This window comes from Protofrankia sp. Cj5 (assembly GCF_917627405.1).
In the GTDB taxonomy this organism is placed as follows: Bacteria; Actinomycetota; Actinomycetes; order Frankiales; family Frankiaceae; genus Protofrankia.
In genome coordinates, this window is sequence record NZ_CAKJTO010000005.1 from 39,179 (window position 1) to 51,606 (window position 12,428).

Annotated in this window: 12 protein-coding genes; 3 read left to right on the forward strand and 9 right to left on the reverse strand. The window is 69.9% G+C overall.

From position 1 onward, the window contains the following. On the reverse strand, nt 1–380 hold a 380-nt coding region (locus MJ777_RS02665; protein ID WP_370652627.1), incomplete at its 3' end, for a Nif3-like dinuclear metal center hexameric protein. A gap of 246 nt (nt 381–626) precedes the next feature. Between MJ777_RS02665 and MJ777_RS02670 the strand changes: the two genes are divergently transcribed. After that, on the forward strand, nt 627–905 hold the full coding sequence (locus tag MJ777_RS02670) for a hypothetical protein (protein ID WP_239311621.1): 279 nt from the start codon (nt 627–629) through the stop codon (nt 903–905). Nucleotides 906–1,422: 517 nt separating this feature from the next. Beyond that, nucleotides 1,423–3,534, forward strand: coding sequence for a hypothetical protein (locus MJ777_RS02675; protein ID WP_370652628.1), 2,112 nt, complete (start codon nt 1,423–1,425; stop codon nt 3,532–3,534). Here MJ777_RS02675 and MJ777_RS02680 read toward each other — a convergent pair. Next, on the reverse strand, nt 3,531–4,046 hold the full coding sequence (locus tag MJ777_RS02680; protein ID WP_239347045.1) for a hypothetical protein: 516 nt from the start codon (nt 4,044–4,046) through the stop codon (nt 3,531–3,533). The genes MJ777_RS02675 and MJ777_RS02680 overlap by 4 nt on opposite strands. Nucleotides 4,047–4,331: 285 nt before the next feature. Here MJ777_RS02680 and MJ777_RS02685 point away from each other — a divergent pair, with 285 nt between their 5' ends. After that, nucleotides 4,332–5,009 (forward strand): LON peptidase substrate-binding domain-containing protein, encoded by a 678-nt coding sequence (locus tag MJ777_RS02685; protein ID WP_239311626.1) that lies wholly within the window; start codon nt 4,332–4,334, stop codon nt 5,007–5,009. A gap of 32 nt (nt 5,010–5,041) precedes the next feature. Here MJ777_RS02685 and MJ777_RS02690 read toward each other — a convergent pair whose 3' ends face one another. From MJ777_RS02690 to MJ777_RS02720, 7 genes are all read right to left on the reverse strand, one after another. Continuing rightward, nucleotides 5,042–5,590 carry a hypothetical protein gene (locus MJ777_RS02690; RefSeq protein WP_239311628.1) on the reverse strand — a complete coding sequence of 183 codons (549 nt, stop codon included), beginning with the start codon at nt 5,588–5,590 and terminating at the stop codon, nt 5,042–5,044. Nucleotides 5,591–5,852: 262 nt separating this feature from the next. Then, a complete protein-coding gene (locus tag MJ777_RS02695; RefSeq protein WP_239372884.1) occupies nt 5,853–6,779 on the reverse strand; it encodes an ABC transporter permease in 927 nt (308 codons plus the stop codon). Continuing rightward, the gene (locus MJ777_RS02700; protein WP_239311631.1) at nt 6,776–7,738 is read right to left on the reverse strand and encodes an ABC transporter ATP-binding protein; all 963 of its coding nucleotides are present in this window, start codon (nt 7,736–7,738) and stop codon (nt 6,776–6,778) included. The genes MJ777_RS02695 and MJ777_RS02700 overlap by 4 nt, the downstream gene beginning before the upstream one ends. A 73-nt stretch (nt 7,739–7,811) precedes the next feature. Beyond that, a complete protein-coding gene (locus MJ777_RS02705) occupies nt 7,812–8,543 on the reverse strand; it encodes a glycosyltransferase family 2 protein (protein ID WP_370652629.1) in 732 nt (243 codons plus the stop codon). Beyond that, nucleotides 8,543–9,931 carry an amidohydrolase family protein gene (locus MJ777_RS02710; RefSeq protein WP_239372898.1) on the reverse strand — a complete coding sequence of 463 codons (1,389 nt, stop codon included), beginning with the start codon at nt 9,929–9,931 and terminating at the stop codon, nt 8,543–8,545. The genes MJ777_RS02705 and MJ777_RS02710 overlap by 1 nt, the downstream gene beginning before the upstream one ends. Before the next feature lie 59 nt (nt 9,932–9,990). Next, nucleotides 9,991–10,635: a DUF6308 family protein gene (locus tag MJ777_RS02715; protein WP_239312355.1), complete on the reverse strand. Its 645-nt coding sequence runs from the start codon at nt 10,633–10,635 to the stop codon at nt 9,991–9,993. Between the two features lie 313 nt (nt 10,636–10,948). After that, on the reverse strand, nt 10,949–12,400 hold the full coding sequence (locus MJ777_RS02720; RefSeq protein ID WP_239372900.1) for a DUF2252 domain-containing protein: 1,452 nt from the start codon (nt 12,398–12,400) through the stop codon (nt 10,949–10,951). Between the last annotated feature and the right edge of the window lie 28 nt (nt 12,401–12,428).

Consider the following 12,428-nt stretch of genomic DNA (forward strand, 5'->3'; position numbering starts at 1 on the left):
TCGGGCTCAGCCAGCGGCCCGACGTCGCACAGCCCGATTGCCCGCGCGAGCGCGTCACTCACGCCGGGACAGGCCACATCGGCGTTCGTATGCGCGCTGAACAGCGCCGCACCGCCACGGATCAGCGTTGCCACGACCCGGCCACCCGCATCGGTCTCCGCGACGCCGTGAACGCCCCGGAGGAACAGCGGATGATGGGTGACCAGGAGCTGCGCACCACGATCAACGGCTTCCCGCGCGACATCGACCGTTGGGTCGACGGCGAACAGAACATGCCGGACCGGCATATCCGGGTCGCCGACGGTGAGGCCCACCACATCCCACGGCTGTGCCCAGGATGACGGATAACAACGTTCGAACTCGGCAATACAGTCGGCCACAGTGCAATATGGTGCGGTCACCGTCCGGACACTACCCAACCGTGATCGGGCTGGCCGCTCCGGCGCGTCCATACCGAGGCCGCGTACGGCTACGGAACGCCGCGACGTACCGTGATCTGTGCGGCGGAAGGACCCGGACCGCACGTACATGCTGATCCAGGCATGCTCACGGCCAGGAGGCGCGATTATGGCGCTTCCGCGCCTGTGCGGGCCTCAGGAGACCTACCCGGAGATGGGGATTGCGACATGGTGGATGTGTCCGTACGGTTCCAGATCGCCGGAGACGCCGAGGTGGTACTGAACCTGCCCACCACCCAGGCGGTGCGCCTAGTCGAAGCCATCATGCACAACGTGGCCGAGGCGATGGCGGCGCAGGCGCGCGGGGGCCAGCAAAGCCCACCAGGCCCGCAGGTCCAGCAGAACCAGCACCTTCAGCCGAGCCTCCAGGGAAGCATCGGCTGGGGGGATACCCAGCTGCGGGGCGAGCCGCCGCCCTCGGGCCCCACCCGACGCCCCCTGGGCTGACTGTACGGGCCGCCCGGCTCCCGCTGGCCGGCCCGCGAACGACGGAGGCGAGCCCACTGGATCATGGCGGGCCCGCCCGGCGGGAGCCGGCATCCGCTCCCGCTTCTTCCGGGTGCACACGGTGCTCGGTGGCGCTGGGACCGGCGGACATCACCGGTCGCGGCACCACCCGCCCGTCAGTACTGAGGCACGCCGCCGGCCTGCCTCGGCGCCAGCGCGCACCCGGCCGTTGACGCACATCTGGACCGCTGACGTACATCTGGTTGGTGCCATGCGCCTGGGCCTACCGCATACCACGGGCACCGCTGTGTACCGGAGTACCACCGGGCACCGGAGCACCAGCGCGTACCGGGGCACCAACGCGCCCTGGCACAGAGCCGACGCGGTTTTCGCGTATGCGGTTTTCTCAAACGCAACACAACTCTAGATCAACCCGGTACAACTCCGCACAGCTGCCCAGCGGAAGGGACACAGATCACCCATGGCGGGGGACCTACCAGCCAACGAACAAATTGTCATGATTCATACGGATGCGCAGGCGAGCGGCGCGCCTGCCGGGGAAGCGGATCCGGCCGAACCGCTCACGGCCGCGCGGGAGGGCACGCGGATACTCCACCGCTACGGCCGGCTCAATATCGTCAACACGGCCGGCGCGACCTCCTCCCCGCGACCGAACGCGCGTGCCACCCCAACCACTGAGACGCACATCACCGTGATTGACCCAGCTGAGCTGAACCGGATCGAGCGCCTCGGCCTGGCAGCCTTCCAGCTGCGGAACAGCGCCGACTACATGCGGGCCAAGCAGGACCGGATCAGGGCCGACGAAGCCTGGGACATGGACCGATCCTGTACCGATGTCCCGCCGCCACGAAGCTCGCCCAGACGTGCCCCGGACGCCGTCAGCAGCCCCCCGGCCGAGCGCTCCCCCGGCTCCCCCGGCGCGGGCACAGCGCGGCCGCTGACCGCCACCCCCATCGCCACCGCCGCCGGCGACCAGACGGGCGAACCGGTCGGGCACGCCGCTCCCGCCATGCCCACCAGCGGCTTCATGGAAGGCAGCATCGCCATCGGTCTGGTCATCGTCGAGGGGCCGACAGCCGATCTCCAGTTCACCGCCGCGGAACGCACCAAGGTCGTCGCGGAGGTCCAGAACGGGCTGTCCTGGTATGCAACCACCAATCCCGCCGCGGACCTCACCTTCAGCTACGACATCAGGATCGTCCGGATCTCGACGCCCGCGAACCCCGCCGCCGCCGATCTGGAGGCGCTCTGGCGGGATTCCGCCATGGGCCAGCTCGGATACACGTCGAACTTCGACGGGGTGTACGAGTTCGTCGACGATCTACGCGAGTTCCATGGCACGCGATGGTCCTACTGCGCGTTCGTCACCAAGTACCCATTGTCCGACTTCGCCTACAGCTCGGTCGGCGGCCCCCGGCTCGTCCTGTCCTACGACAACGACGGTTGGGGCCCGGACAACCTCGACCGCGTGTTCGCCCACGAGACCGGGCACATCTTCGGCTGCCCGGACGAGTACGCCGCCAGCGGCTGCGGCTGCGGTGGCGCCTGGGGACGGTTCGGGGCCCCCAACGGCAACTGTGACAGTTGCGCACCCGACAGCATGACCTGCCTGATGCGCTCCAACAGCTTCGAGATGTGCCGGTACACCCCTAGCCACATCGGCTGGGGCCGCGGGGTGGCTGGCAACCCGGTCCTGGTACAGGGCGACTTCGGCCAGGCCGGCAACTTCGAGCTGGTCGTGCCTTCCGCGTTCGCCGGCATGACCCACCTGTGGCGTGACAACGACGCCCCGGGCCTGCCCTGGCGGGAGCCGACCCAGATCGCGCAGGCAATCGGCCGGATCGACGCGCTCACCATGATCCAGAGCCGGCTCGCGGCCCCCGGCGCGCTGGAGGTGATCGCCCGGACCGGCACCTCGCTGGTGTTCCTCTGGCGCGACAGCGGATCGTCGCTGCGCTGGCACGAGCCCACCCAGCTGGTGAACGGCGCCGCGGGGATGCCGTCGCTGATCCACAGCCGGTTCGGCCGGCTGGGTACGTTCGAGCTGCTCGTCCCGGCTCCAGACGTCGGCCTGCTGTACCTCTCCCGTGACAACGACGTCGCCGGTTACCCGTGGAGCCGGCCCGTTCTCGTGGCGGCGAACCTCGGCCGGGTCGATTCGGTCAGCCTCATCCAGAGCAGCTTCGGCGCCGGCGGCCTGGGCGCCGGCAATCTGGAGGCCGTCGCGTCGGTCGGTGGCCGGCTCGTGCACCTCTACCGCGCCGATGACGGGCTGTGGCGGACCTCAGTGGTGTTCGCCGAAGGCACGGCCGGTAATCCCGTGCTCGTCCAGAGCCAGTTCGGCCGGATAGGCAACTTCGAGGTCGTCGCGCCATCCGCCGCCGGCGGCCTGGTCCACCTGTGGCGGGACAACGACGCGTCCGGCTTTCCGTGGAGCGCGCCGCGGGTGTTCGCCACCGAGCTCGGGCACGTCGACACGGTGACAATGATCCAAAGTTCGTTCGACCGGCATCTGGAGGTCGTCGCGAGAGTCGGCGACCGGCTGTATGCCATGGCGCGTACGTCGTCGGGGACATTTGACTGGTTGCCCCCCAGCCGGATCTTCTAGTCCGGCTGGCAGCCCGCCCGTGGACCGGGTCCCGGGGGATCACCCGGGTTTCCGCCGGAGCGGCGAAACCGATCCGGCGGGTCCGGGCGCTGCCGCTCGGGGGAAAGCCGATCGGCGGCGTCCCAGGGCATTCCCTCCCCCAGCCGCCGCTTGCCTGCCAGACGTGCGAGCCAGGCGTCGACGAAAAGGTTCTCCGTCGCGGTCAGGGTCTCGCGCAGGCCCGCCGGCACGGTGTGGGTGAACACGCCTACGACACCGGGCAGGCGGGCCAGCGCGTCGGCGCCCCCCGGCGGGGACACGACCAGGGCAAGCCGCGGTAGCAGGATCGCGGTGACCCGTGCCAAGCCGCGCAGCGTGCCGATCACCTGCCGCTGGTCGCTCCCGGCCGCTGCCGGCTCCGTGTCCCGGTCGCCTGGATCATCACCGGCGTCCTCGGGACCAGCAGGCCCGCGCGACGGCACAGACCCTGCCGACGCGATGACGACCAGCAGCTCCGGTGTGGGTTCGACCACGCAAACGCCTCCCGCCACACCCCACATCTGGGCAACCATATGTCGCATAACAGTAACGCACAGCTGTCCATACACCGTCAGCGCACCCGGACAGCGCCGGACAGCGCGGACCACGAACGGCCCTCAGCGACGCACGCACGATCCCGCCCGGTCACCGTCCGCACGGCAGCCGAGCGTGCCGACACGACATCGAGCGTTCACCGGGCGACTGGCCCATCATGAGCTCGGAGCCTGATCGCGTCCAGCGCCCAGGACCCGCCCCGACCTGAAACGGGTGTTCCCGCCATGACCGAACGACTGGCCCTGTTCCCGCTGGGAACCGTGCTGCTCCCTGGTCTCCTGCTCCCCTTGGAGATCTTCGAGCAGCGCTACCGTGTGCTCGTCGCCGACCTGCTGGACCTTGCCGCGGGCGAACCGCGCCGCTTCGGAGTCGTCGCCATCCGCCACGGGCGGGAGACCGGGACGGACCGCATACCGGTCTTCCACGAGATTGGCTGCACCGCGAACCTCCGCCGGGTCGACCCACATGCCGACGGACGTTTTTCGATCGTTACCTCGGGCGGAGCAAGGTTCCGGGTGCTCGCGGTGGACCAGACCAGCCGCCCCTACCTCATGGGTGACGTGGAGTACCTCAGCGACGGCATCGGTGACGCCCAGGAGGCGGCCGCCCAGGTCCCCGTCGTGGCGAAGCTGCTCCGCGACTACGCCGCCCGGCTCGCCACCTCCCGGGCCGCCGAGATCCGACTTCCCGATCTTCCCGATGATCCCCGGATGTTGTCCTATGTGGTCGCGGCCTCGATGGTGACCCAGACAGCCGAACGCCAGGCGCTGCTCGCCGCGCCCGACGCCGCGGCCCGGTTGCGGGCCGAGCGGACAATCCTCCGCCGTGAGCTCGGGCTCCTCGAACGGTTCACCGCCATCGCCTCTGACGAGCACATCCGGATCACCCCCAGCGCGAACTGAACAGTGGGCGGCCCCGCCCGCGGCTGTCCTTCTCAGCCCGTCGGATCAGCCGGCCGGCCCGCTCCACCACGCGACCTCAGCGAGACCGACAACCAGCTCAGGATCGCGAGCGTGAACAACGACACGCTGGGCAGGACGAGCAGGAAGCCGGACGACCGTAACCGGAAGTCGACAAGCTGGACGGCAAGATCGCCAGCCTCGTGCGGAAGCTGCGCGATGACCCGCGCGGAACGCAGCCCGTGGCCGATCCAGCTGGCCAGCACGGACCCGGCGATCCCGCCCAGCGCGAGTCCCACCGGAACCGGCCAGCCTCCGTTGCGGCCCCGCCAGAACGCGAACGCTCCCCCGGCCAGGCCACCGACCCCGCAGATCATGGCGAAGTACACGTCAGCCCCGGCCTGAGCGCCGAAAGCGAGCTCGCTTCCGTCAATCGCGGCCCGGACATCCAGACGCGGAGCCGCCGCGGCCCAGAGCAGTCCGAGCAACAGCCCAGCGGCGGCCATGGCAACCGCGCACACGACACCGGTGAGGATCTCGGCCCGTCCCACCGCCCAGAAACGGTAGCCACGGTCAGTGGTCACGTACGGGTCATCCGAATCGGCGGCGACCCCCCCGAGAGCGCGCGGCCGCGGAGCCTGGGGTGAGCCCGGCGTTCCTGCATCGTGCGCGTCCGGCAACGGCTTTGTCACCATTCATTTATCGCTGACATCTGTGGCATCCATGATATTTGTGACATTCGCGGCCTTTGGGGCTCTGCCCGGACCGACGGCAGCGTGGCAGGACGCCTGCTGGGCATCGATCCGCGTGATCGATCCGCGCGGCCGACGATCCATCAGGCACGCGCTAGCCCCGGGCATTGCCGGCACGCCGCAGCGCCATGCTGGCCGCGGTCAGCGTGATGACCGCGACCACCGCGCACACCAACAGGTCCGCGGCGGCCGCGGCCCAGTCGACGGACGGGCGGAACGCGGCGGCCAGCACATCCACCGCGTACGTGCTGGGCACCAGGTCCCGTAGCACGTTGGCTCCGGCGGGCAGCCGGTCCGCCGGGATGATGCCCACGAACAGCACGACACTCATGCCGACCTGCCCGGCGACGGTGGCCAGTTCCTGCCGTGGGGCAAGCAGGCCGATCGCGGCCCCGATACCGGCGAGCGAGGCGCCCGCCAAGGCGGCCACCGGTAGCAACAGCCACAGGCCCGACAGCGGAAGGTCAAAGAGCAGCGCGCCCACCACGGCCGTGATGACCGTCCCCGGCACCGCGAACGAGGCATAGGACGCGGCGGTGCCGAGGACCACCGCGCTGCCGGGAATCGGCAACGTCAGGTAGTAGTCGAGCGCCCCGGCCGCGCGCAGCGCCCCGAAGCGCTGCGCGAGCAGGTTGAGCGCGACGAAGGCCACCACCAGCACGGTTGACCCCGCGACCACCTGTTCGCTGGTTGTTTCGTTTCCGGTGTCGACGACCCCCCGCAGCAACAGCATGATCCCGAGGGACTGGAAGGCCGCGACGAACAACAGCGGCACCCGGGCCACCCGCCCGCGTGCAAGCTGACCGGCGTAGACAGCGCGCAGCGCCGGACCGAAGCGGGTGCTGGGTGGCAGCAGCACAGCGCCAGCCACGGTCACGGCGGCACCCACCGTGCCGCCGTCCTGACCGGCACCGCTCTGACCAGCACCGCTCTGACCAGCACCGCTCTGACCAGCACCGCTCTGAGCCAGGGATGGCTCACCGGTGGACTGGGATATCGCGTTATACGCGGCGGCGGTCATGTGCGCTCCAGGGTGCGGGACGCGCCACCAAGGGCAAGGTAGACATCCTCAAGGGACGGCGTCGCCAGGGTGAAGTCGTCGAGGGCGGCGAAGGCCGGACCGGCCGTGAGCCGCGCGAGTGCCTCGCGCGCGTCGGCCGCGGTCATCCGCGTGCTCCACCGGTGACCGGTGATCTCAGCGTGCTGGGCGAGCCGCACGATGGTCGGGTCATCGCGCGGCGGCTCGGACCGCCAGACCAGGTCCAGCCGGACGTCCCCGCTCACCGACGCCTTGAGCCGCCCGGGAGTGTCACAGGCGATCACCCGGCCGGCGTCGAGGACGGCGACACGGTCGAGGACCGTCTCCGCCTCCAGGACGTTGTGCGTGACCAGCAGCACGGTGACGCCCGTGGTGGCGCGGCGCCGTTGCAGCGCCGACCACACCGCCCGCCGGGCCGTCGGGTCCAGCCCGGTCGTCGGTTCGTCCAGGACGAGCACCTGGCGGTCGCCGACCAGCGTGCAGGCAACCGCGGCCAGCCTGCGTTGGCCACCGGACAGGTGCCGCAGCGGCCGGCTCGCGATCGGCGCCAGCCCGAGCTCGTCCATGACGGCTGTCCGGGCCGCCCGGGAAGCGGCGCGGCCCAGCCCGCGCAGGCGGGCGGTCGTCTCCACCGCGACACCCACCGGGAGATCCGCGAGGGCCGTGTCAGCCTGACCGAGATAGGCCGCCAGCCGGGGCGGGATGTCCGGCCGGGCGACGATGTCCCACCCGAGCATCTCGATCGACCCTGCGTCCGGCCGGATGAGCCCCATGAGCTGGCGCACCAGCGTGGTCTTCCCGGCCCCGTTCGGCCCGAGGACGCCGAACACCTCGCCCCGCTCGATGTCGAGGTCGAGGTCGCACGTGGCGAGGACGGCACGCTCACCGACGCCGTGCCGGCGGGTGAGCCCACGCACGGCGTAGCTCAGCACGCGGCCCATTGTCGCAGCCCACGCGCATGGGGGTGGCCGGAGGGCGGGCGCGGGATATGCCCGCTGCCTGTCCCGGCCACGTTCAGCACTCGCCCTTCGCCGGCCGGCGGGCCTGACCGCGGGTCCGGACCCGCAGCGAGCCCAGTATCCACAACGCCTCGACCCCGTCCTTCCAGGTCAGTTTCTTCCCGTCCGCCCGGGTGCGGGCCTTGTAGCTGATCGGCACCTCGAACGGCCGGATACCACGGGCGAGCAGCTTGGCTGTCACCTCGGCCTCCATCCCGAAACCGACCCGAACGACGTCCAGCTCGCGGTACAGGCTGAGCGGCATCAGCTTGAAACAGGTTTCCAGATCGGAAATGTAACTGTCGAACAGGATGTTCGCGGCAAGCGTAACCGCCTTGTTGCCCATCACATACCAGAACGAGTACGCGGTGTTGCTGCTGAACGTCCTCGAACCGTAGACAACCTGGGCCTGGCCAGCGACAACCGGCTCGAGCAGCGCCGGGATCTCTTCGGGCGCATACTCAAGATCCGCATCGCAGATGACGAGATAGTCACCGGTTGCGAGCTGGCTCGCGGCCCGGACCGCCGCGCCCTTGCCACGGTTCACGGCCTGGTGGACGACAACCACTCGCTGATCATCGATGCCGTCGAGAATCGCCCGGGTCCCGTCCGTGCTGCCGTCGTTGACCACTACGAGCTCGACCTCGCAGGGGTAGCTGACATCAAGCACCCGCTTGACCGCGGACGCGAGGGTGGCCTGTTCATTGAACACCGGCATCAAGACAGAAAGCTTCACATTCGCGAACATTACGCCGTGATCATCCGCTGGCCGTTGACCACCACTGTCGGATGGCGCCAGGCCGCAGGCTCGACCAGGGGGTCCGCGGGGAGCCCGACCACGGCCGCGTACGCTCCCGCTTCGATACGCCCCGACGGCCGCTGGCCGTCAAGCCCGGCTGCCCGCGCCGCGCCGGAGGTCGCCGCGCGCAGCGCGCCGAGGCGGCCCAGCCCGGCATAGGCCAGCCGGTCGAGTTCCCGGGGATCGACGCCGGGCGGACGGTTACCCGCGCCGCCCGCATCGGTACCGTAGATCAGGGAGACACCGGCGCGATGGAGCAGCGCCGCGTTGCGCCCAGGCACGGGGCCGGCCCCGGAGTGACACTGCAGGGTCGACACCACCGGCACGCCAGCGGCGGCGATCCGGTCGACGGTTTCGGGCGGCAGCGGCTCCAGCGGGACGTGGGCGAGCTCATCCACGCCCGCCCGCAGCGCCAGCTCCACCGCTGCGACGGTCAGCGCGTGCGCGATCACCGGTAGCCCGGCCGTATGCGCGGCTTCCAGCACGATCGCGAGCTCGTCGTAACGCAGTGGCGACCGCCCAGGCCGCGCCGGGCCCGCAACGTCCCCGAGACACACCTTGATGAGATCAACACCGTCCGCGATGAGGCTGGTGACGACTTTGCGGGCCGCGGCGGGGCTGTCGGCCACAGCCAGCGCGTCGAGCGGGTCCTGTCCGGCCCCGTTCCGGCCAGCCGGGTCGTCTCGGCCCGGCATAACGCCGTTCGACCCGCCCCGGCCCCCGCGCGCCCGGTCCGCGGCCGGTGGGTCTGCCGTCATCTCGCCCTCGGCCCCGCGGCCCGCCGCGCGGCGAAACACCAGCCGGCGTCCGCGGGAGCCGCCCGCCGCGTCCTGGTCAGCGGCTTTCCGGTCGCCGGGCGGAGCGGGCCGCGGATGTCGCGGGTCCGCGGCGCCCACCACCCGCGGGCCGGTCCCGGCAACCGCGATCGGCGCGGCGACACGCCAGCGGGCCAGCCGCACGATCGGGGAACCCAGATCACGCACAGCGACAAGTCCAGCACGCAGCTCATCGTGTCCGGACGCCGCGGTTGCCGCAAGATGAACATGAGCATCGGTGACCCCCGGCCCGATCCAGGCGCAGTCGATCACACGCAGGCCACCCGGCAGCACCACCGTGTCCCGAGGCCCGATCGCGGCCACCCGGCCGTCCATGCCGATCACGACCACACCCTCGAAGGGGAGGTCCGCGATGCCGTCCCAGACCCGGCCGCACAGCGCTACACCCCGCCCGAGCTCCTCACGGACGCGGCCCCGGCCCGTCACAACCCGGCGCGCCGCCCGCAACGGCATGACGACAACGGCGGGCAGACAGCCCGAAGGCGCCTCCTCGTGCCTCACCACGGCCCGCTCAGCATCACGCGCGCAACCAGATCATGAACACGGCCGGGAACAGCGGATCAGACGGCACTGCTCATCCACACCACGATGTCGAGGATGCGCAGCGGGGTCAGGGGCGGTCCGCTGTCAGGGACGAGGGCGGACAACCGCCGGAACTCGTCGGCGTTCTCCCGCAGGTCGTACTGCATCGCCCTGACCAGCAGCTGCATGTACTCACGCCAGGACCGGCCGTCCCGCGGCGCCGGCGGGATGCAGCGCTCATGCTGGTAGAAGATCCTGACCTTCGAGTCGAACAGCGGCACCAGCCCGGCCCGCTTGCGGTGCAGGACCTTGGCGATCAGCGAGCCCTTGACGTCCCGGTCGAAGACGTCGGGATCGTCAAGCGGGTCGTACAGGGCCGCAACAAGATCAAGAGTGACTTCGTCGGCCTCGATCAGCTCGATCCCCGGCGGCAGCTTGTCCAGCGCGCGTTGCAGCAACGGCATCAACGCGGTCAGCGTGTGCATCCGGTCGACATCCACCTGGACACCGAGCAGGCAGGCGGCGAGGAGATCGCCTGTGCACAGCAGATCGGAGTCACCGTTCGTGGTGAGCCCATCATAGTAAGGGTAGGCATAACGCAGGCCTCGCTTGCGCGGACCGAGGTACTCCTCAAGCAGGCTCTCCGCGTCGAAGACCTCCCGGGTGCCCATCGCCAGCTTCACCGCAGGGGCTCCTCAAGTCGTCTCGTCGTGTCGTTGGTGACGGCCGGCGTTGGCCGCCGGGCACCGCAACCTTCATATCGCCCGGCGCCAGCCGTAACGCCCGTCCTCCGAGCATCCTCCTCTGTGACTGTCACGACATGGCAGCGGCCCAGCTCAGGCCGCCGGCCGCGCGCGCATGGCCCGCGGCACGCGGTCGGCAGCCTATCCATCAATATGATCTTTTGAGACCGACAGGGGCAACGAGGACGATCGGGTCAACCGAACCCTAAAAGATCGTCTTTCGCTCGGCAACCATGGTCAGTCACAACCAGGGTCAGTCAATGGACTCGGCGGTGACCCGGCCGGACTTCACGGCCTCGACGAGCGCGGCGTGGTCGCGCTCGTTCTGGTTGGCGTACGCTTCGGCGAACTCGGCAAGAGCCCGGTCGAACACGTCGCTGTTGCCAAGGTAGGAGGCGATGGCGATGCGGTCCCCGGACCTGGCATGCCCACGAGCCAGCGTCGCACCGCACAGGGCCGCGAACGACCGCATGTTCGCCGGGGGCATCTCGTCAACCGGCGCGATGCCCTTCCAGTCATACAGCTGGCGGACGTAGAAATCCCGCTGCCGGCCGTCCGGACCGGTCGCCCGGTGCCAACCGAGAAAAATGTCGCTGGCCGCCTGCATCAGCCGCTGCCCGGAAACAACGCGCTCGCCCTGGTTGGCGTACTCACTCGCCGGCAGATAGTCGGCGAGCACCGAGACGTCCGCCTCCTTCACCTGGAGAAAAAGCGGGTCCTGGTCATCGCGGCCGAGCATCAGGACGATCCAGCAACGGGTACCGACGCTGCCAACCCCGACGACCTTGCGGGCGACATCGACAAGATGGTATTGACTGAGCAGGACGCGACGGTCCGGTGACAGGGACACCCGGTACTGTCCAATCACCTCCGCCAGTTGTTCCGCGATTGCGTCACCCTCGACCCCGGGAAACAGGTCGGCGATCGGTACCAGCAACGGCGGGTCCGCCGCAATCCGGCGCTCACCATCACGGATCGTGGTCAGCTTCTCGAAGGCCCGCAGGCTGTCACGGCGCCGCGCCGCGCCCACCGTCCGCTCCACCCGCTTGCGCCGGGCCTTCGTGAGCCGATCCAGATACTCGGCCTCGAGCCGCTCGACGTCGACACGGGTGTACCAGACGGCGAGGTTGCCCATAGCCGCGAACCGGTGCATCCACTCCCGGTAGAAACGGACCATGGTTGTCACCACCGACCGGCTTTCGGCCCGGCTGAACCCGTTGTGCCGGCCCGCGATGACAAGGCTTGCCGCCAGCCGCTTGACGTCCCATTCCCAGGGGCCGGGCAGCGTCTCGTCAAAGTCGTTGATATCGAACATCAGGCGTCGCTCGGGTGACGCGAGGAGGCGGAAGTTCACCAGATGGGCATCACCGCAGAGCTGCACGGTTATCCCGGTCCGCGGTGTCCTGGAAAGGTCACCGGCCATGATAGCCGCCGCGCCCCGGTAGAACCGGAACGGCGACTCCATCATCCGGCCGTACCGGATCGGCACGAGTTCGGGCAGGCGGGTGGACGACTGTCGCTCGATCACGTCGATCGGGTCGGGTCGCCGTGATGACGGGGAGAACTCGGCATGGCTGGAGCGGGAAGCCGTGGCCCGCGCAGCCCGCCCGCGGGCGGCGCGGGCGTCCGGAGTCGCGAAACGACCGCCGACGTGCAGGGCACGGCGCCCGTTCGCGGATGGGGCAGGTTCTGTCAACGTGTTCATCGAGATCCTCTCCACGGGATGTCGGTCG

What these genes read in the sequence shown, in the direction of transcription:
- MJ777_RS02705 (WP_370652629.1), bottom strand. Translation starts at nt 8,543, where the DNA reads ATGTTCGCGAATGTGAAGCTTTCTGTCTTGATGCCGGTGTTCAATGAA.
- MJ777_RS02670 (WP_239311621.1), top strand. Translation starts at nt 627, where the DNA reads ATGGTGGATGTGTCCGTACGGTTCCAGATCGCCGGAGACGCCGAGGTG.
- MJ777_RS02700 (WP_239311631.1), bottom strand. Translation starts at nt 7,738, where the DNA reads ATGGGCCGCGTGCTGAGCTACGCCGTGCGTGGGCTCACCCGCCGGCAC.
- MJ777_RS02675 (WP_370652628.1), top strand. Translation starts at nt 1,423, where the DNA reads ATGATTCATACGGATGCGCAGGCGAGCGGCGCGCCTGCCGGGGAAGCG.
- MJ777_RS02685 (WP_239311626.1), top strand. Translation starts at nt 4,332, where the DNA reads ATGACCGAACGACTGGCCCTGTTCCCGCTGGGAACCGTGCTGCTCCCT.
- MJ777_RS02695 (WP_239372884.1), bottom strand. Translation starts at nt 6,779, where the DNA reads ATGACCGCCGCCGCGTATAACGCGATATCCCAGTCCACCGGTGAGCCA.
- MJ777_RS02720 (WP_239372900.1), bottom strand. Translation starts at nt 12,400, where the DNA reads ATGAACACGTTGACAGAACCTGCCCCATCCGCGAACGGGCGCCGTGCC.